This window comes from Aquabacterium sp. CECT 9606 (assembly GCF_918741295.1).
Taxonomy (GTDB): Bacteria; Pseudomonadota; Gammaproteobacteria; order Burkholderiales; family Burkholderiaceae_C; genus Aquabacterium.
In genome coordinates this window covers 172,843-192,883 of the sequence record NZ_CAKKNB010000003.1, presented here as the reverse complement: position 1 = coordinate 192,883, position 20,041 = coordinate 172,843, and the positions used below count along the sequence as shown (strand labels likewise).

18 protein-coding genes are annotated in these 20,041 nt (G+C 63.5%); 16 read left to right on the top strand and 2 right to left on the bottom strand.

Going from position 1 to position 20,041, the window contains the following annotated elements:
- Positions 1–11: 11 nt before the first annotated feature.
- The 8 genes from dapE (at position 12) to ahpF (ending at position 7,233) form a co-directional block, all read left to right on the top strand.
- Positions 12–1,166, top strand: a complete 1,155-nt coding sequence (dapE, locus tag LQ232_RS13570) for a succinyl-diaminopimelate desuccinylase (protein ID WP_230180882.1) — start codon at positions 12–14, stop codon at positions 1,164–1,166.
- Positions 1,163–2,044 carry a 50S ribosomal protein L3 N(5)-glutamine methyltransferase gene (gene prmB, locus LQ232_RS13565; RefSeq protein WP_230180881.1) on the top strand — a complete coding sequence of 294 codons (882 nt, stop codon included), beginning with the start codon at positions 1,163–1,165 and terminating at the stop codon, positions 2,042–2,044. Before dapE ends, prmB begins: the two co-directional genes overlap by 4 nt.
- 65 nt (positions 2,045–2,109) lie before the next feature.
- Positions 2,110–2,673, top strand: coding sequence for a PEP-CTERM sorting domain-containing protein (locus LQ232_RS13560; protein ID WP_230180880.1), 564 nt, complete (start codon positions 2,110–2,112; stop codon positions 2,671–2,673).
- Positions 2,674–2,758: 85 nt separating this feature from the next.
- Positions 2,759–3,400: a DUF2238 domain-containing protein gene (locus LQ232_RS13555; RefSeq protein ID WP_230180879.1), complete on the top strand. Its 642-nt coding sequence runs from the start codon at positions 2,759–2,761 to the stop codon at positions 3,398–3,400.
- The gene (locus LQ232_RS13550) at positions 3,390–4,526 is read left to right on the top strand and encodes an MFS transporter (protein WP_230180878.1); all 1,137 of its coding nucleotides are present in this window, start codon (positions 3,390–3,392) and stop codon (positions 4,524–4,526) included. Before LQ232_RS13555 ends, LQ232_RS13550 begins: the two co-directional genes overlap by 11 nt.
- Positions 4,527–4,886 carry a DUF2784 domain-containing protein gene (locus LQ232_RS13545; protein ID WP_230180877.1) on the top strand — a complete coding sequence of 120 codons (360 nt, stop codon included), beginning with the start codon at positions 4,527–4,529 and terminating at the stop codon, positions 4,884–4,886.
- A 123-nt stretch (positions 4,887–5,009) separates the two neighbouring features.
- Entirely contained in the window at positions 5,010–5,585 is a 576-nt protein-coding gene (ahpC, locus tag LQ232_RS13540; RefSeq protein ID WP_230180876.1) for an alkyl hydroperoxide reductase subunit C, read from the top strand.
- A gap of 85 nt (positions 5,586–5,670) precedes the next feature.
- Positions 5,671–7,233 (top strand): alkyl hydroperoxide reductase subunit F, encoded by a 1,563-nt coding sequence (gene ahpF / locus LQ232_RS13535; protein WP_230180875.1) that lies wholly within the window; start codon positions 5,671–5,673, stop codon positions 7,231–7,233.
- A gap of 22 nt (positions 7,234–7,255) precedes the next feature.
- Here the strand turns inward: ahpF and LQ232_RS13530 are convergent, their stop codons facing one another.
- The gene (locus LQ232_RS13530) at positions 7,256–8,173 is read right to left on the bottom strand and encodes a LysR family transcriptional regulator (protein ID WP_230180874.1); all 918 of its coding nucleotides are present in this window, start codon (positions 8,171–8,173) and stop codon (positions 7,256–7,258) included.
- Positions 8,174–8,273: 100 nt separating this feature from the next.
- On the opposite strand from LQ232_RS13530, the gene LQ232_RS13525 reads away from it, so the two are divergent.
- The 8 genes from LQ232_RS13525 to alkB all read left to right on the top strand — a co-directional run bounded on the left by LQ232_RS13525 (position 8,274) and on the right by alkB (position 19,177).
- Complete coding sequence (locus LQ232_RS13525; protein ID WP_230180873.1) at positions 8,274–9,146, top strand: alpha/beta hydrolase; 873 nt, start codon at positions 8,274–8,276, stop codon at positions 9,144–9,146.
- The gene (locus LQ232_RS13520; protein WP_230180872.1) at positions 9,143–10,348 is read left to right on the top strand and encodes an efflux RND transporter periplasmic adaptor subunit; all 1,206 of its coding nucleotides are present in this window, start codon (positions 9,143–9,145) and stop codon (positions 10,346–10,348) included. Before LQ232_RS13525 ends, LQ232_RS13520 begins: the two co-directional genes overlap by 4 nt.
- A 12-nt stretch (positions 10,349–10,360) precedes the next feature.
- On the top strand, positions 10,361–13,537 hold the full coding sequence (locus tag LQ232_RS13515) for an efflux RND transporter permease subunit (RefSeq protein ID WP_230180871.1): 3,177 nt from the start codon (positions 10,361–10,363) through the stop codon (positions 13,535–13,537).
- A 26-nt stretch (positions 13,538–13,563) separates the two neighbouring features.
- Entirely contained in the window at positions 13,564–15,036 is a 1,473-nt protein-coding gene (locus LQ232_RS13510) for an efflux transporter outer membrane subunit (protein ID WP_230180870.1), read from the top strand.
- A gap of 616 nt (positions 15,037–15,652) precedes the next feature.
- Positions 15,653–17,632 carry an ATP-binding cassette domain-containing protein gene (locus tag LQ232_RS13505; RefSeq protein ID WP_230180869.1) on the top strand — a complete coding sequence of 660 codons (1,980 nt, stop codon included), beginning with the start codon at positions 15,653–15,655 and terminating at the stop codon, positions 17,630–17,632.
- Between the two features lie 22 nt (positions 17,633–17,654).
- Positions 17,655–18,119, top strand: coding sequence for a MarR family winged helix-turn-helix transcriptional regulator (locus tag LQ232_RS13500; protein WP_230180868.1), 465 nt, complete (start codon positions 17,655–17,657; stop codon positions 18,117–18,119).
- A 116-nt stretch (positions 18,120–18,235) separates the two neighbouring features.
- Positions 18,236–18,508, top strand: a complete 273-nt coding sequence (locus LQ232_RS13495) for a hypothetical protein (protein WP_230180867.1) — start codon at positions 18,236–18,238, stop codon at positions 18,506–18,508.
- A gap of 30 nt (positions 18,509–18,538) precedes the next feature.
- A complete protein-coding gene (alkB, locus tag LQ232_RS13490; RefSeq protein WP_230180866.1) occupies positions 18,539–19,177 on the top strand; it encodes a DNA oxidative demethylase AlkB in 639 nt (212 codons plus the stop codon).
- On the opposite strand, the gene LQ232_RS13485 is transcribed toward alkB, so the two are convergent.
- Positions 19,154–20,038, bottom strand: coding sequence for a DNA-3-methyladenine glycosylase (locus LQ232_RS13485; RefSeq protein ID WP_230180865.1), 885 nt, complete (start codon positions 20,036–20,038; stop codon positions 19,154–19,156). The genes alkB and LQ232_RS13485 overlap by 24 nt on opposite strands.
- Positions 20,039–20,041 lie beyond the last annotated feature (3 nt).

Below are 20,041 nucleotides of genomic sequence, written 5' to 3'. Positions count from 1 at the left end.
CAGGCCTTGCCATGACCGCCACCTTGCGCCTGACCGAGGCGCTGATTGCCCGCTCCTCCGTCACCCCTCACGATGGCGCTTGCCAGGCCTTGTTCATTGAACGCCTGCAAGCCTTGGGCTTTGAATGCCACACGCTGACCTTTGGGCCGACCGATGCGCCAGTCACCAACCTGTGGGCCATCAAGCGCGGCCAGGGGCATGCCAACGGCGCGCCCACCCTGGTGTTTGCCGGGCACACGGACGTGGTCCCCACCGGCCCACTGGACCAATGGACCAGCCCGCCCTTCGTGCCCACCCACCGCGACGGCATGCTCTATGGCCGAGGCGCCGCCGACATGAAAACCTCGCTGGCCGCCATGCTGGTGGCCACCGAAGAATTCGTCGCCAGCCATGCACAGCACCAAGGCAGCATCGCCTTTTTGCTGACCAGTGATGAAGAAGGCCCCTCGGTCGATGGCACGGTCAAGGTTTGCGAGTGGCTGACGCAACGCGGCGAACGCCTGGACTGCTGCATCGTGGGCGAGCCCACCTCAGTCAAGTCCGTGGGCGACATGATCAAGAACGGCCGACGTGGCTCGCTGTCGGGCAAGTTGCGCGTCAAGGGCGTGCAGGGCCACATCGCTTACCCACACCTGGCGCAAAACCCCATCCACCTGGCGGCCCCCGCCTTGGCCGAACTGGCCAGCATCACCTGGGACCAGGGCAACGACCACTTCCCGCCCACCAGCTGGCAGATGTCCAACATCCACGCCGGCACGGGCGCCAACAACGTCATCCCGGGTGAGTTGGTGGTGGACTTCAACTTCCGCTTCTCCACCGAGTCCACGCCCGATGGCTTGAAGGAACGCCTGCAAGCCGTGTTGGCCAAGCACGGCTTGAGCTTCGAGATCGATTGGACTTTGGGCGGCCGCCCATTCCTGACGCGTTCAGGCAGCCTGATCGAAGCCATCGCTGGCGCCATCAAAGACGTCACCGGTCTGACCACCGAACTGTCCACCACGGGTGGCACCTCCGATGGCCGTTTCATTGCGCAGATTTGCCCGCAAGTGGTGGAGTTCGGGCCCGTCAACGCCAGCATCCACAAGATTGACGAGCACGTGGCCGTGTCCGCCATCGAACCCTTGAAAAATATCTACCGCCAAACCCTGGAAAGACTGCTGTCGTGAGCACTGTCATTGAGCTGATCGAAACCGCCAGCGCCCGCCTCACCCAGGCGGGTGTTTCGTTTGGGCACGGCACCATCAACGCCTTTGACGAAGCCGCCTGGCTGGTGCTGTGGAAGCTGGGCTTGCCTTTGGACGACCTGGATGGGGTGGCCGACCAACCCGTTGAAGCGGCTCAACACACCGAGGTCAATGCCCTCGTCACCCAGCGCATCGAAACCCGCAAGCCCGCGGCTTACCTCACCCAGGAAGCCTGGCTGCAAGGCGTGCCGTTCTACGTGGACGAACGCACCATCGTGCCGCGCTCTTTCATCGCCGAGCTGATCGCCGATGGCAGCATCGACCATTGGCTGAGCGAGCGCACCCTGCGCGTGCTCGATCTGTGCACGGGCAATGGCAGCCTGGCCGTGATCGCAGCCCTGGCCTACCCCGATGTGACAGTGGACGGTCTGGACATCAGCACCGATGCCTTGGCCGTGGCCCGCATCAACGTGGACAAGCACGACCTGGCCGACCGCATCACCTTGATCCAAAGCGACGGCCTGGCCCAGGCGCGCGGCCCCTACGATCTGATCCTGTGCAACCCGCCGTATGTGAACGCGCAGTCCATGCGCGCCTTGCCCGCCGAGTACCTGGCCGAGCCCGAGCTCGCCCTGGCCTCCGGCGATGACGGGATGGATTTCACACGCGCCCTGCTGGCCACCTTGAAGGCCAATCCCGGCCGGTATCTCTCGCCCGAGGCGATCCTGGTGCTTGAGATCGGCAACGAGCGCGAGAACTTCGAGCGCGCATTTCCCGAGTTGGAGGTGGTCTGGCTGGAAACCAGTGGTGGTGACTCATCGGTGTGCGTGATCTCCCCGGCTGCAATCACCCTTGCCTGAGGGATTTATCAAACAAGGCCGGACATCTATGATTTAACTTTCATATAAGTGTCAAGGGAGATTCAATGAGCGCAATTCTGCGAACGGCGTTACTCGCCACCGCACTGGCCACGACTGGTGCGGCTCAAGCCGCCAGCTACGGCTTCATCTTCCCCTCAGCCACCTCTACCGTTGTCGCTTCTGTTGGCACCTCCGGTGATCAAACGGGCTGGTTCTGGTCGGTCGAGCGTGGTGACAAAATCAGCCACACCTACGCCTCGACAGGTCTGTTCAATGCGTCCGCTCTGGAGCTGGACTTGAACGTCTCTTACAACAGCCTGTCCGACACCCCTGTGAATTGGGATGTGCTGGTCAACGGCGTGGATGTCGGAGACTGGTCCTGGTCGAGCACCGATGGCACGGGGCTGACCCACCTGACCTTCACCTTCGACGCCATTGCGGGCGAGTTCAATTCGCTGGCACTGGTCGTCAAGAACGAAGTCCCTTCTGGCGCCGGCTCCATCGCCCTTGGCCTCCATACCCAAGGCATGGTCACCAGCGTGCCAGAAACCGGCAGCTTTGCATTGACGGCGATGGGCCTGGTCTGCATCGCGGCCTTCGCCCGCCGACGCAACGTCTCTCAAGCGTAAAGCGCCACACGGCCAGCAGCGGCACGCTGCTTCTGCCTCAAGTCAACGACAATGTTGCTGCCGCATGAACCTGGAGGCAGCAACATTGTCTGACCACGCCACACCACAACGCACCAAACCACTGCTGATCGCCTCGGCCCTGCTCATTGGGCTGCTCGCGCTATCGGGCCTGCGGCCCTACGACTTCGCCACCTGGGTGCTGGAAGTCACCCCCGTGCTCATCGCCTTGCCCATCATGTGGGCCAGCTACAAGCGTTTTCCGCTGACCACGCTGCTTTACGCCTTCATCTTCGCGCATGCGCTGGTGCTCATGCTGGGCGGGGCTTACACCTACGCGCGCGTGCCGCTGGGCTTTCAAATTCAAGACTGGCTTGGCTTGCACCGCAACCCTTACGACAAGATCGGCCACTTCTTCCAGGGCCTGGTCCCTGCCCTGGTGGCGCGTGAAATCCTGATCCGTGGCCAGCACGTGAACGGACGCAAGATGCTCGCGTTCATCGTGGTCTGCATCGTGCTGGCCATCAGCGCCACTTACGAGTTCATCGAATGGGGTGCGGCACTGGCCATGGGCCAAGGGGCCGACGAGTTCCTGGGCACCCAGGGCGATCAGTGGGACACCCAGTCGGACATGTTCTTTGCGCTCATTGGCGCGATCACGGCCCTGGCGCTGTTCTCTGGCCTTCAAGACCGCCAGATCCAGCGGCTGACCGACAACGATGCCGGCTGACGCCACGCATTCCGCCTGGGCCATCCGGGGTCAATTCTTTGCGGCGGGCGCCCTGTTCGCCACCTGGGGCGTGCAGGTGCCCATGGTCAAGGCGCACCATGGTTTGAGCGAGCAAACCCTCGCCTTGGCCATGCTGGCGGCAGGCCTTGGTTCGATCACCGGCCTGACCCAAGCAGGCCGGATCGTCGGCCGCCTGGGGCCCCGCAACGTGGCCCTCATGACAGGGCTGGTTGCGGCCCTGGCCATCACGCTGCTTTTGGCCACCACCCAGTACGCGGCGTTGCTGCTGCTGATGTTCACCTTCGGGATCACCGCCAGCCTGTTTGACGTGGCCGTTAACGTGGCCGCCAGCGAAATCGAGCGCCAGGCCAACCGCCCATTGATGAGCGGTTTTCATGGCCTGTTCAGCTTGGGTGGCATGGCCGGCGCCGGGCTGGGCAGCGCCATGCAAGGCCTTGGCGTGAGCCCGACCATGCACCTGTTGACGGCTGGCGTGGCGTGCGGCTTGCTCACCATCTGGGGTTGCCTGCACATGCATGCTGGGCGCGACGTGCAATCTGGCGGCGGCATGGTGTTGCCGCGCGGCGTGCTGGGCCTGATCGGCGTGCTCGCGGCGCTGGGCCTGCTGTGCGAAGGCGCCATCTACGATTGGAGCGTGCTCTACATGCACGAGTCATTGCAGGCCACGCCCTCCACCGCCGCCCTGGCTTATGCCAGTTTTTCGGGTGCCATGGCGGCCACCCGTTTTGCGGGTGATTGGGTGCGGGCCCAGTTGTCGTCGGTCCGGCTGGTTCAGATCTGCGGTGCACTGGCGGCCTTGGGCATGGCGCTCACCTTGATGACCGATAAGCCGATGGTGGCGCTTCTGGGGTTTGCCCTGATCGGACTGGGCTTGGCCAATGTGGTGCCAGTGCTGTTCAGTGCAGCGGCTCGGGTGCCAGGCGTCGCGCCCGCCGACGGCATCGCTGCGGTGGCGGCCCTGGGCTATCTGGGCATGATGGCGGGCCCGCCCCTGATCGGCGTGGTGGCCGAATGGCACACCTTGTCGTCCGGCATGGCATTGGTGATGTTGTTTGCTGCCACGCTGAGCCTGGCAGCGCGGCGCGCCCTCGGGCATGATCGCTGAATGCCCTACGCCGTCCTTGCCAGTTCCCTGGTGGTCTTTCACCTGGCTTTCGTGTTCTTCGTGATTTTCGGGGCAGGTTTGCTGTTCCGCTGGCCAGCGCTGGTGTGGTTGCATGTCCCGGCCCTGATCTGGGGCATCTACGTCGAGTTCACCAGCAGCATTTGTCCGCTCACCCCTCTTGAAAACCGCCTCCGCCTGAAAGCTGGCCAGCAAGGCTACGACGGCGGATTCATCGACCACTACATCGTGTCGCTGCTCTACCCCGAGGGCCTCACCCCCACCGTGCAATTGGTGCTGGGCATCTTGATGGTGGTGTTCAACCTGGTTGTCTACGGGCTGTGGATCCGCTCGCGGCTTTGAGGACCCCCGGGCATAGCCCCTGCCAATCACTCAAATTTGATCAATCAATCTTGCCAATGCGCAAGCTGGCCTACTATTCTTCATGTTCTTTTCAACAACCACCAACCAACTAGGAAACAAGCCATGAGCCTGATCAATACGCAAGTCCAACCCTTCAAGACCGAAGCCTTCGTGAACCGTGGCGGCAAGGGTGAATTCATCACCGTCTCTGACGAAAGCCTGAAGGGCAAGTGGTCCGTCCTGATCTTCATGCCGGCTGCCTTCACCTTCAACTGCCCGACCGAGATTGAAGACGCCGCCAACAGCTACGAAGAGTTCAAGAAGGCCGGTGCCGAGGTTTACATCGTCACCACCGACACCCACTTCTCGCACAAGGTGTGGCACGAAACCTCCGACGCCGTCGGCAAGGCCAAGTTCCCCCTGGTCGGCGATCCAACCCACAAACTGACCCGCGCCTTTGGCGTCCACATCGAAGAAGAAGGCCTGGCGTTGCGCGGCACCTTCATCATCAACCCCGATCTGGTGATCAAGACCGCTGAAATCCACAGCAACGAAATCGCCCGTGACGTGTCCGAAACCGTGCGCAAGCTGAAGGCTGCCCAGTTCACCGCCGCCAACCCTGGCCAGGTCTGCCCCGCCAAGTGGAAGGAAGGCGCCAAGACCCTGACGCCTTCACTGGACCTGGTTGGCAAGATCTGATTGATTTGACGGTTTGATTTGTTGTACCGCCCCTGTCGGACTCACGAGGCCTGATGGGGGCACTAAAGATTAAAGGATGCACACCATGCTCGACGACACCCTCAAGGCCCAACTTCACGCTTACCTGGAGCGTGTCACCCAGCCGCTCGAGATCGTGGCATCGCTGAACGACTCCGAGACGTCTCGCGAGACGCTCGAACTGCTGCAGACCATCGTCGGTTTGCGCAGCGACAAGATCACCTTGAAGACCGACGGCCAGGATGCCCGTCGGCCCTCCTTCACGTTGCGGCGTGATGGCAGCGAAACCCAATTGCGTTTCGCGGGCCTGCCGCTGGGCCATGAATTCACCTCACTGGTGCTGGCCCTGCTCTGGACCGGTGGCCACTCGCCCAAGGTCGAGCAAGACATCATCGACCAGATCAAGGGCCTGGACGGTGACTTCAATTTCGAGGTCTACATGTCCTTGACCTGCCACAACTGCCCCGATGTGGTCCAGGCCCTCAGCCTGATGGCGGTGCTCAATCCCAAGGTCAAGACCACGGTCATCGAAGGCGGCGCCTTCCAGGATGAAGTGAACGCTCGCGAGATCATGGCCGTGCCCATGGTTTACATGAACGGCCAGGTGTTTGGTTCTGGCCGCATGACCGTGGAAGAGATCGTGGCCAAGCTGGACACGGGCGCGGCCGCCAAGGAAGCAACCAAGCTCAGCGCCAAGGAACCCTACGATGTGTTGATCATCGGGGGTGGCCCTGCCGGTGCTGCCGCGGCCGTGTACGCCGCGCGCAAGGGCATCCGCACTGGTGTGGCGGCCGAGCGCTTCGGTGGCCAAGTGAACGACACCCTGGCGATCGAGAACTACATCTCGGTGCTCGAGACCGACGGCCCCAAGTTCGCCATGGGCCTGGAAGCGCATGCCCGCACCTACGATGTCGACATCATGAACCTGCAGCGTGCCGAGCAGTTGATCCCCGCAGCTCAGCCCGGTGGCCTGATCGAAGTCAAGCTGGCCAATGGCGGCTCGCTCAAGGGCAAGACGGTGATCCTGTCGACCGGCGCGCGCTGGCGCAACGTGAACGTACCCGGCGAGCAGGAGTACAAGAACAAGGGCGTGGCCTATTGCCCGCACTGCGACGGTCCCTTGTTCAAGGGCAAGCGCACGGCGGTGATCGGCGGTGGCAACTCGGGCATCGAGGCCGCCATTGACCTGGCAGGCATCGTGGCCCACGTCACGGTGATCGAGTTCGCCGACCAGCTCAAGGCCGACGCCGTGCTCGTGCGCAAACTCCAAAGCCTGCCCAACGTGACGGTGCACACCAACGCGCAGACCACCGAGATCACCGGGGCCGACGGTAAGGTCAATGGTCTGCGCTACAAGGACCGCAGCACGGGCGAAGAACACTTGGTACCACTGGAAGGCGTATTCGTGCAGATCGGCCTGGTGCCCAACACCGAATGGCTCAAGGGCACGCTGGAGCTGTCACGCCATGGCGAGATCGTGGTCGACAACCGCGGCGCCACCTCGGTGCCCGGCGTGTTCGCGGCAGGTGATGCGACCACGGTGCCGTTCAAGCAGATCGTGATCGCGGCGGGTGATGGTGCGAAGGCGGCTTTGAGCGCTTTCGATCACTTGATCCGCGCGGCGGGCTGACATCCACCACGGACAGATTGGTTCAATTGACCGAGCGCCTCAAACCTGGGGCGTTCTCGAAAAACTCGGCCACCCATTCCACAAAGGCCTGCACCTTGGTGGACAAGTGCCGTTTCGAGGCATACACCACATAGACCGGCACCGGATCGCTCACCCAATCCGTCAGAACGCCCTGCAGCAACCCCTGCTGCTGGTAGCGCTGGTACACAAAGCTGGGCACCGTCCCGATGCCCAGCCCCGCCAGGCAGGCGTCCTCATAAACCTTTGAGTCATTCACCGACAAAGGCGCGTCGGGCGTCCACTCGATGCGCTCGCCGTCCTTTGAAAAATCCCAGGGCGTGACTTTGCCTGAACCGTGCAGGAAGTAATTGATCAGCGTGTGCTGATACAAGTCTTGGGGATGAGTCGGTTCTCCATGCCGCGCCAGATAAGCGGGTGTGGCACAGGGCACGAACCACATCGATCCGATGCGCCGCGCGATGAGCGAAGGATCGGTGACCTCGCCCGCGCGAATCACGCAGTCCACGCCTTCACTGACCATGTTGACCGGCCGGTCGCTGCAACCCATTTCCAAGCGAATCCTGGGGTGCTTGGCCAAAAAATCAGGCAGGCCTGAGCTCATCAGGTAGCTGGCCATGGCGCTGAACACGTCCACCCGCAATCGGCCATTCGGATCACCCTGGCGCGCGGACAGTGACTCGTCCGCTTCACGCAAATCGTCCAGGATCCGAATGCAACGTTCGTAGTACGAGGCCCCATCGGCCGTCACAGTCACCCTTCGCGTTGTGCGGTGCAGCAATCGGGTACCTAATTGCGTCTCAAGGTCTTGAATCAGTGTCGACACCGTGGCCTTGGGGGCCCGCATCAACTCGGCCGCGCGGGTGAAGCCACCCGAATCCACCACCTTCACAAAGGCTTCCATGGCCTTGAACTTGTCCATTGTTCATATTCCTGAACAGTCAATTCAAATTCAGGCAGTTTATCGGCAAGCCACAAACAAATACAGTTGCATCCTCTTTCACCATCCGCAGTGACTCCGCATGCCCCAATCCGCCGTCAAACCAGACGCGCCAGACGCCATCTTCGAGTGGCCAGGCAGCAGCGGGCCGCTGCATTTGCGGCTGTACCGCGGTGCGCCCGGCAAGGCCAGCGACGCGCTCCTGGTGTTCTTCCACCCAGGCGGTTTTGTCGTCTCTGATGTCGAATCCACCGATTCTTGCTTCCGAGTGCTGGCCGACAACTGCGGCATCAACATGCTGGCGCCCTGCTACGCACTCGCGCCCGACCGCCCTTTTCCCGCCGCCGTGGAAGACGCGCACGCCGTGTTGACACTCACGCACAGCCACCGCAACAAACTGTTCTGGAAAGGCACGCACCTGTTTGTCGGCGGCGTCGAGGCTGGCGGCAATCTGGCCGCCGTGTCGGCCCTGGTCTGCCGCGATCGCCAAGGGCCCAAGCTGGCCGGCCAGGTGCTGGTGATGCCCATGCTCGATGCCAGCATGCGCTGCGACTCCATGCGCCACGCCGCCGACCAGCCCGACACCGCCGAAGTCGCCCAGGCCCTGGAGCGCAGCTACCGCACGTACCTGCCCCACCCTTCTGACCGGCTGCACCCCTATGCCAGCCCCTTGCAGGCCAGCCGCCTGACCGGGCTGCCCCCCGCTTTGATCATGCACACCGAAGGCGATCCGCTGTCTGACGAGGCGCGCGCCTATGCCAACAAGCTGGTGCACGCCGGCATTTCGGTCGACCAGGTCACCTTGCCCCCTGCCGATGTGAACAACGTCAGCGAGCGCTGCGAGATCACGGCCGACGACCCCTGCGTGACAGCGCTGAGCGCATTTCTTGCAGCACACCGTGCAACCCCATCCTCTTCCAGTTCCAACCCTTCCAAGAAACCGAGCCAATCATGAAGACCACTTTTGACTCCTCCCTGAAACGGCCGGCACAAGCCGGTTTCGCGCTGGCCATGCTGGCGGCTTTGACCATGCTGCTTAGCGGTTGCGGCAAGGAACAAGATGCCCACGCGACCCCTGCCGGCGCCCCCCCAGCCATGCCCGTGAGCGTGGCCGAGGTGCTGTCGCGCCCCGTGGCCGAGCAGCGCGAGTTCTCGGGCTTGATCGAGGCCATCGACCGTGCCGAGCTGCGTCCCCGCGTGTCAGGCTACATCGACAGCGTCAACCTCAAGCCCGGCATGCTGGTCAAAAAGGGCGATGTGCTCTTCGTGATCGACCCACGCCCTTACCGCGCCGCACTGGCCCAGGCTGAAGCCGCCGTGGCTGGCTCGCAAGCCAGGGCCGAACTGGCCAAGACCGAGCAAGAGCGCTCTAAAAAACTGTTGGCTGACAACGCCATTGCGCAGCGCGACTATGACGAACGCACCGCCAATGTGCGCCAGTTGGATGCCGCCGCGCGCGCCGACCAGGCCGCTTTGCAAACCGCCCGCCTGAACGTGGAATGGACCACCATCCGCGCGCCCTTCGATGGCCGCGTCGGCAAGGCCGAAGTCACCGTGGGCAACCTGGTCGATGGCAACACGGTGCTGACATCCGTGGTGTCGGCCAACCCGATGTACGTGAGCTTCAATGGCGACGAATCGACCTACCTGCAGTTGGGCAAACAGGCCCGCGCCAACCCGGCGGCCATGAAACTGCACATCGGCTTGGCCAATGAAAAAGGCTTTCCACACGAGGGCAAGCTGGAGTTCGTGGACAACCGCGTGGACCCGGTCGCCGGCAGCGTGCGCATGCGCGGCCTGGTCGACAACAAAGACGGCCTGTTGACGCCTGGCCTCTTCGCACGGGTCCAGGTGGGCACCTCGTCGCCCACCGGCGCCGAATCGGCCCTGGTGGCCGAACGCGCCATTGGCACGGACCAGAACCGCAAGTTTGTCTATGTGCTCAACGACAAGAACATGGCCGAGTACCGGCCCATCCAGTTGGGCACGCAAGTGGGCACCCTGCGCGTGGTCAGCTCTGGCCTGAAAGCGGGCGAGCGCATCGTGGTTGATGGCTTGCAACGCGTGCGCCCCGGCGCGCCTGTGGCCCCTCAAGTCGTGCCGATGGATGGCCCAGCGGGTGGCGCATCCGGCGCGGCGGCTGGCGCCCAGAAGTAAGGACACCACGCCATGAACTTCTCAAGATTCTTCGTGAACCGCCCCATCTTCGCGGCGGTGCTGTCCATCCTGATCTTCATCGCGGGGGTCATCGCGATCTTCCGCCTGCCGATCTCCGAATACCCTGAAGTCGTGCCGCCCTCGGTGGTGGTGCGTGCGCAGTTCCCCGGCGCCAACCCCAAGGTGATCGCCGAAACGGTGGCCGCGCCTCTGGAGGAGCAGATCAACGGCGTCGAGAACATGCTCTACATGTCCTCGCAGGCCACAACGGACGGTGCGCTCACGCTCACCGTCACGTTCAAGATCGGCACCAACGTCGAGCAGGCCGAAACCCAGGTGCAGAGCCGCGTGCAGCGCGCCCTGCCCCGCTTGCCCGAAGAGGTGCGCCAGATCGGCGTGACCACGGTCAAGAGCTCCCCCAACCTGACCATGGTGGTGCACTTGCTGTCCCCCAAGGGCACGTACGACGACGTCTACCTGCGCAACTACGCCACACTCAACATCAAGGACCAGCTGGCTCGCTTGCCAGGCATGGGCGATGTGCAGGTCTTCGGTGCAGGCGACTACGCCATGCGCGTCTGGCTTGATCCGCAAAAGGTGTCGCAGCGCGGCCTGACCGCCGCCGACGTGGTAGCCGCCATCCGCGAACAGAACGTGCAGGTGGCCGCGGGTGTGGTGGGCGCACCGCCCAACACCGGCTCGCCCTTCCAGTTGTCGGTCAATGCCTCGGGCCGTTTGTCGACCGAAGAGCAGTTCGGCGACATCATCGTCAAGACGGGCGGTGAAGGCGGCGTGACCAAGCTGCGCGACGTGGCCCGCATCGAACTGGGCGCGCAGCAATACGCGTTGCGCTCGCTGCTGAACAACAAGCCAGCCATCGGCATGGGCATTTTCGAGGCGCCCAACGCTAATGCATTGCAGTTGTCGGCCGACGTGCGCAAGGTCATGGACGAGCTGAAAGGCGACTTTCCGGCCGACGTTGAATACACCATCGTCTACGACCCAACGCAGTTCGTCAGCGCCTCGATCGAGGCCGTGATCAAGACCCTGATCGAAGCCGTGGCGCTGGTGGTGATCGTCGTCATCGTCTTCCTTCAAACCTGGCGCGCTTCGCTGATCCCCTTGCTGGCCGTGCCCGTCTCCATCGTGGGCACCTTCGCGGTGCTGCTGGGCTTCGGCTTCTCGATCAACACGCTGTCGCTGTTCGGCCTGGTGCTGGCCATCGGCATCGTGGTGGACGATTCCATCGTGGTTGTGGAGAACGTCGAGCGCAACATCGCCAATGGCCTGAGCCCGCACGACGCCACCATCCAAGCGATGAAGGAAGTGTCCGGGCCCATCATCGCGATCGCGCTGGTGCTGTGCGCCGTGTTCGTGCCCATCGCTTACGTGGCCGGCCTGACGGGGCAGTTCTACAAGCAATTCGCGCTGACCATCGCCATCTCGACGGTGATCTCGGCTTTCAACTCGCTGACCCTGTCGCCTGCCCTGGCCGCCGCGCTGCTCAAGCCGCACGACGCGCCCAAGGACAAGCTCGCCAAAGGCATGGACTGGGCCCTGGGTGGATTCTTCCGCGTGTTCAACAGGGGCTTCGACCGCGCCTCGCACCGCTACTCAAAAGGCGTGGGTGGTGTGCTGAATCGCAAGGCCGTGACGATGCTCGTCTACGCCCTGCTGTGCGTGGCCACCTTCTTCGTCTTCAAAGCCGTGCCTTCGGGCTTCGTGCCGGCGCAAGACAAGCAGTACCTGGTCGGCTTCGCGCAGTTGCCTGACGCCGCCTCGCTGGACCGCACCGACGCCGTGATCCGACGCATGTCGGACATCGCCAAGAGCGTGCCCGGTGTGAGCGATTCGGTGGCCTTCCCAGGCCTGTCGATCAATGGCTTCACCAACGCCCCCAACGCCGGCATCGTGTTCTACACGCTGGACGACTTCGCCAAGCGCAAAGGCCCTGGTCTGTCGGGCAACGAGATCGCTGCTGAAGTGAACAAGCGCCTGGGTGCCATTCAAGATGCTTTCATCATGGTCTTCCCGCCGCCATCGGTGAACGGCCTGGGCACCATCGGCGGCTTCAAGCTGTTCGTGGAAGACCGCGGCAACGTGGGCTACGACGAGCTGTACAAAGGCGTGATGGCCCTGCAGATGAAGGCCTGGCAGACGCCACAACTGGCCGGCGTGTTCAGCAGCTACCAGATCAACGTGCCGCAATTGTTCGCCGACGTGGACCGCACCAAGGCCAAGCAGTTGGGCGTGCCGCTGGGCAGCATCTTCGACACGATGCAGATCAACCTGGGCTCGCTGTACGTCAACGACTTCAACAAGTTCGGGCGCACCTTCCAGGTGGTCGTGCAGGCCGACGCGCCTTTCCGGGCCAACGCCGAAGGCATCTCGCAGCTCAAGACGCGCAGCAACACCGGCCAGATGGTGCCCCTGGGCAGCCTGATGACCGTGACCGACTCCTACGGCCCCGACCGCGTTCAACGCTACAACGCCTACGTGGCGGCCGACATCAACGGTGGCCCCGCCCCCGGCGTGTCGTCCGGCCAGGCGCAGGCCATCATGGAGCAGATCGCCAAGGAGACCTTGCCCAAGGGCGTGAGCATCGAATGGACCGACCTGACCTACCAGGAGATCCTGGCCGGCAACACCATGGTCTATGTGTTCCCCTTGTGCGTGCTGTTGGTCTTCCTGGTGCTGGCCGCGCAATACGAAAGCTGGACGCTGCCGCTGGCGGTGATCCTGATCGTGCCCATGTCCATCCTGTGCGCACTGGCGGGTGTCTACATCACGCATGGAGACAACAATGTGTTCACGCAGATCGCGCTGTTTGTGCTGGTGGGGCTGGCGTCCAAAAACGCCATCCTGATCGTCGAGTTCGCACGCGAACTGGAACACCAGGGCAAGGGCATCGTTGAAGCCGCGCTGGAGGCCTGCCACCTGCGCCTTCGCCCCATTTTGATGACGTCCATCGCCTTCATCATGGGGGTGGTGCCCCTGGTCTTCTCGACCGGCGCGGGCTCGGAAATGCGCCATGCCATGGGTGTGGCCGTGTTCGCCGGCATGCTGGGCGTGACCCTGTTCGGCCTGTTCCTGACCCCTGTGTTCTACGTGCTGCTGCGCAAATTCGCGCAGCGCTTTGAAAAGCCAAAGACCGCGCCAGCGGCAGCACTGCCCCTGGAGGCCCATTGACCATGAATCGCCCAAACACAAACACCATGAACCGAAGAAGCCTGGCCCTGGCGCCCTTGCTGGCCGCCCTGGTGTTGGCCGGATGCGCCACCGCGCCCACGCCACCACAGGCCAAGCTCGAGGTGCCCGCCAGCTTCAAGGAAGGCACGCCCGACACCGCCATCGCAGCCCCAGCAGGCCAGTGGAAGGCCGCCGAGCCCGCTGAAGGCCAAACGCGTGGCCAATGGTGGCTGGCCTTCAACGATCCCGCCCTGAACCAACTGCAAGAGCAAGCCCTGGCGGCCAACCCGAACCTGGCGGCCGCCGCCGCTCGGGTGAAGGCCGCACGGGCTGCGCTGAACAGCAGCCAGGCCGACCGCTTGCCCCAGATCGGCGTCAACTTTGGCGTCGGCCGCCAGAAATCCAGCGCAGTCGATCTGGGCCTGCCCGCCAACACCAACACAGGTCCAGCCACGGCCTGGCGTTCCGGCCTGACGGCGAGCTACGAAGTGGACTTGTTCCAGCGCGTGGCCAACAGCATCAACGCCGCCACCTTTGATGCGGCGGCCACCGAGGCGGCCTACCAATCGGTGCTGCTGGCCTTGCAGGCCGATGTGGCGCAAACGTATTTCCAACTGCGCACACTGGATGCCGAAGTCGAATTGCTGGACCGCACCCTGGGCTTGCGCAACGAGAACCTTCAGCTGACCGAAAAGCGCTACAAGTCCGGCGACATCTCCGAGTTCGACACGGCGCGAGCCCGCACCGAGTACAACACCACCCTGGCCGAAGCACGCGGCCTGAAGGGCAACCGCGCGCAGGTTGAGCATGCGCTGGCGTTGTTGTTGGGCAAGGCGCCCGCCGCATTCACGGCGCCATCGGCACCGCTGACTGCGGCTGCTGCCGTGCCAGCCGTGCCAGCGGGCCTGCCCTCCGCCTTGCTGGAGCGCCGTCCTGACGTGGCTGCCGCCCAAGCGCAGATGATGGCCTTCAACTCACGTGTCGGCTTGGCCCGCTCGGCCATCTTCCCGGCCCTGAGCCTGACGGCCAATGGCGGCTATGCCTCTTACGAGCTGTCAGATTTGTTCAAGTGGGACGCCCGCACCTGGCTGGTGAACGCCGTGCTGTCGATGCCGCTCTTCGATGGTGGCCGCAACAAGGCCAACATCGCGCGCGCCGAGGCCTCGTTGGAAGAGTCGGTGGCCAGCTACCGCCAGACCGTGCTGTCGGCCTTTGGCGATGTGGAAGACAAGCTGTCCAGCCTGTCGGCGGTGCGCAGCCAGACCGAAGCCCTGGACGAGGCCGTGGTCTCGGCTCGCCGCTCGGCCGACCTGGCCGACAAGCGTTATCGCGCTGGTGAAGACAGTTACCTGACGCTGATCGACACGCAGCGCAGCTTGTTGGCCATTGAGCGGCAGGCGGTGCAGTTGCGGGGGGCTTGGGCTACTTCGACTGTCGGGCTGATCCGTGCCTTGGGTGGGTCTTGGGCGCCTGCTGTTGCGGTGGCCAGCAAAGACTGATGCGCTTTTATTGGTAACGCGAGGCGGGGGGCTGGTGCGGCCTCCAGCGGGGCTTCAGGTGGGTGGTCCCGCGATGCGGGACTGTCTTGCGATGCTCGCGCCGAGGTGGTGTCGCCGAAACTCACTTCGCGCCTTTCAGGCGCTGCGTTCAAACATCGGCGACAAGTCAGTTGACGAAGCGCGCTTCGCGCGCCCACCTCGCCGCTGTGCTTCTCAGCACCCACCCAGGCGCCCCGCCGGAGGCCGCACCAGCCCCTTTTCCGCCCCGCTGGCGGCACAGCACGGTTCTTTTCGTGCCACGCCACCAGCGAGGTGATCAGGGATGAGGCGGTGGCTGGCAGGGCGACTTCGGGGTCGTCGAGGAGCGGAGCCCGGGGCGGAAAAAGGATCGTCCGTTGTTTGAGCCGAAGGCGAGTTTCGGACGATCCCCGCCCCGGGTGAGCACCGCAGAGCAGTCCTTCGCAAAGCGGAGGACCGCCACCATAGGAGCCCTGCCAGCCACCGCCTCATCCCCACCTCGCGCACCCCACCAAAAACGCCTCGTCAAAAGCCCCAAAAAACGGCCCTTGATACACTGCCGCGCCGTCCCTGGCCGAATCCCGAGTCTCCGCTTCCCATGATCGTCATCAAGAACATTACCCTGCTGCGTGGCACCAAGGTCGTTTTACAGCAGGCCAATGCCACCTTGCACCCAGGCGAAAAAGTGGGCCTCATCGGCCGCAACGGCGCGGGCAAATCCTCCCTGTTCTCGCTGCTGGCGGGGCGCTTGCAGCCCGATGCCGGCGATGTAGAAATCCCCGCGTCGTGGCTGAAACCAGGCGGTCTGGCCGAAGTGGCCCAGAACATGCCGGAAACCGACGACCCGGCCACCGAATACGTGCTCCAAGGCGATGCCCGCCTGATGCAGGCTCGAGAAGAACTCGACCGTGCCGAACAAGCCGAAGACGGCAACGCCATGGCCGAAGCGCACGCGCTGCTGGCCGAAGTGGGCCACTTCGACGCGCCCGCCCGCGCCCAAGCCCTGCTGCTGGGCCTGGGTTTTGCCGTCGAACAGCTCGAAGCACCCGTCAACAGCTTCTCGGGCGGCTGGCGCATGCGACTGCAACTCGCGCGCGCACTGATGTGCCCCTCGCAACTGCTTCTGCTCGACGAACCCACCAACCACTTGGACTTGGACGCCCTCGTCTGGCTGGAGGCTTGGCTGCAAAAGTACGAAGGCACGATGATCGTCATCAGCCACGACCGCGAGTTCCTCGATGCCATCACCAAGGTCACCTTGCACCTGGACGAAGCCAAGCTGACCCGCTACACGGGCGGCTACACGGCTTTCGAATTCATGCGTGCCGAACGCATGAGCCAGCAAACCGCGGCATTCTCCAAGCAGCAGGACCGCATTGCGCATTTGAGCAAGTTCATCGCGCGCTTCAAGGCCAAGGCCTCCAAGGCCAAGCAGGCGCAAAGCCGCGTCAAGGCCCTGGAGCGCATGGAAAAGATCGCACCGGTGCTCAGCGCCGCTGATTTCGACTTCGAGTTCCGCGAGCCGCAAAGCCTGCCCAACCCCATGCTGGCCATGTCTGACCTGGTCTGCGGCTACCGCTCGGAAGAAGGCCAGGACACGGTCATCGTGCACGACATCAACCGCTCGGTCATGCCCGGCCAGCGCATCGGCATCCTGGGTGCCAACGGCCAGGGCAAGTCAACGCTGGTCAAGACGCTGGCGCACATGCAGCCACCTATCTCAGGCACCGTCACCGAAGGCAAGGGCCTGAGCATCGGCTACTTCGCCCAGCAAGAACTGGACGTGCTGCGCCTGGACGAAGGCCCGCTGGAACACATGGTGCGCCTGGCCCGCACCCTGGGCCCCCAAGGCCGCGAGCAAGAGCTGCGCGACTTCCTGGGCAGCTTCCGCTTCACTGGCGACATGGTCAACCAGGCAGTGGGCCTGATGAGCGGCGGCGAAAAAGCCCGCCTGGTGCTGGCGCTGGTTGTGTGGCAGCGCCCCAACCTGCTGCTGCTGGACGAACCCACCAACCATTTGGACCTGACCACGCGTGAAGCCCTGAGCATGGCGCTCAACGGCTTTGAAGGCACTGTCATGCTCGTCAGCCACGACCGCGCCCTGCTGCGTGAGGTGTGCGACGAGTTCTGGCTGGTCACCCACGGCGGCGTCCAGCCCTTTGATGGCGACCTGGACGACTACCAGAAGTGGCTGCAGGAGCAGAGCAAGCAGGTGGCCCAAGCCGCCAAAAAGGCGCGCGACCAAGGCAAGCAGGCTGCCAAGCAACAGCAGATCAAGGCTGCGGCCAAAGAGTCGTCGGGCGATGAACGCAAGGCCCACCAAGCTGCCCGCCAGAAACTGCTGGAACAGGCCAAACCCTTGAAGAACGACCTCAAAAAGGTCGAGCAACAGATGGCCACGCTGACCACCGAGCGGGATGACCTCACCACGGCGCTGGGCGATGCCAAACTGTCCGCTGCCGCGCGCGCTGACCAGGGCAAGCGCCTCAAAATCGTCAGTGACCAGGTTGAAGTCTTGGAGCACCGTTGGCTGGAACTGAGCGAATCCATCGAAAAGCTCAATCCCGACGCGGCTTAGGCGGGCTCGCTAACATAGCGTCATGCCTGATGCCCTTCCCACCAACCCGTCCGACGACCTGTTGAGCCTGGATCGCCAGCTTTGCTTCGCCTTGTACTCGGCATCGCTGGCCATGACCAAGCTCTACAAACCACTGCTGGCACCCCTGGGCCTGACCTACCCGCAGTACCTGGTGATGATGGTGTTGTGGGAGCACGCCGACCTCACCGTCAATGACTTGGGCAAACGCCTGCAGCTGGATTCAGGCACCCTGACACCGTTGCTCAAACGCCTGGAAGCCGCGGGCCTGGTGCAACGCCAGCGCGATCAGCAAGACGAGCGCCGCGTTCGCGTGACCTTGACCGCCTCAGGCCTTGCTTTGAAAAACCAGGCTCAATCAATCCCGCAAGCCGTGGGCTGCCAAGTGGACATGACGAATCAGGAGTTGATGTCCTTGCGCACCACCTTGAGCGATTTGCGCCGGCGCCTGAACCCTGCTGGAGCGTGACTTTCCCACGTTAATTTCTGGGAAATCGCCGCCAGCCCTTTGCATGAGGGGGTCCCGCAACACCCGTGGGCAAGCGATTCTGAGAGACTCAACACATTGTTACCAATGAGCCAGTCGTGGCAACGAACATGTGGATCCCTGAGTCGCTTTACAAACTCCTGCCCTTCATCTACGCCTTGACCGGCGCGGCTTTGATTCCCATTTTCGGGTTCAGCGGCCCCAGCATGTGCAGTGCGGTTTTGCTGTTGGCGGCGTCGGTACTGACCACCTTGTGGCGCTACCGGTCTCAGGACGACACGCCCGCACCATCGGCCCCCAGCGTTCGAGACGAGTGGGAAAAGCGCAAAGAGCGCCGCACTGAAAACATGCCGCTTGACGGCTTTCAGTGACAGGCCAAGCCCGCCGTAAACTGGGCGGTCATGAGGCCGCCATCATCCCTGTTTGAACCCCAGTCTCCCTGCATCCAGCTGGTTGAGGGGTTCTTCCTGCTGACCGCGTTCATCGACGACACCGCACCCCTGTTGGCGCAAATCGAGCTGGTCGCGGCGCAGGCGGCTTTCAGGCACATGCAAGTGGGTGGCGGCAAGCGCATGTCGGTGGCCATGACCAACTGCGGCCCTTGGGGCTGGACCTCCTCCAGCGCCGGCTACCAGTACAGCCCGACCGACCCGCTGACCCAGCGCCCTTGGCCCGCCATGCCAGACAGCTTCATGGCCCTGGCCCAAAAAGCCGCCACTGCCGCCGGGTTTGACCACTTCGAGCCCGATGCCTGCCTCATCAACCGCTACGGCAGCGGTGCCGCATTGGGTGCCCACCAGGACAGGGACGAGCAAGACATGGATCAGCCGATCGTGTCGGTGTCCATTGGCGCCACGGCGAACTTCCAGTTGGGCGGTCTCAAGCGCTCGGAGCCTTTGCGCACCCTGCCTCTTCATGATGGCGACGTTCTGGTGTGGGGCGGCCCCTCACGCCTGCGCTTTCATGGCGTGAAGGCGCTCAAGCCCACATCCGGCGGGCCTGACATCCGCCACAACCTAACCTTCCGCAAAGCGAAGTGACGCCCACAAGTGCGCCGCCACCAAAGAGCGCCAAGGCGCGAATGGCTTGAGCCAAGCCTCGGTCTGCGCGGCAGTCAATTTGTCGCTCTGCCCCAATACGCGCTGCAAGGCGTTGCGCACCGCCACGTCACCATGCAGTGATCCGTCCGCATGGCCAAAGCCCCGCAGCAAGGTGTAATTGACTGTCCAGGGGCCCACGCCCCTGATGGACAAGAGCGCTGCCTCCATGGCGGGCACGGCCAGCGGCATGGCCATCCAGTCATCCAAGGTCAGCCGCCCCTCGCTGACCATCCGGCTGATCGTCAAAATGGTCTGCGTCTTGGCGATCGAGAACTTGGCCTCGCGCAATGCCGTCTCGGCGAGGGCGGCCACGCCCGCCGCATCCGGATGGCACCACAAGCCGCTTGAATGCTGCCGGCCACCCAGCAAGATCAGGCGGCGACGCAGCTGAGAGGCCACGCCCACATTGATCTGCTGCCCGGTCACGGCCCAGGTCAAGGCCTCAAATGGCGTGGCGGCCATGGGCACGCGCAAACCGCTTTGCGCCAAAACCAGTGCGCCCAGCTCAGGGTGTTCACCATGCAGGGCCTCGAAAGCATCCACGTCCATGTGAAGTCCCAGCAGCCGTCTGGACAGGCCTTCAAACTCGGCCATTGCTGCGGCAGACGCGGGGCCGTCCACCCACAAGGTGCATCGGGCCTCGGCTTGCTCCAGCACGATCTCGACCACGGCGGGGCAGCCCCGCAGCATGAGGCCTTTGCGCAAACACTGGCCCTGCACGAGCTCAGCTGTGGACTGCGCATCGCGCCCATGAAAAGCCAGCACATCGGCATGCCGGTAGTTGGCCGGCAAAGGGACCATGCA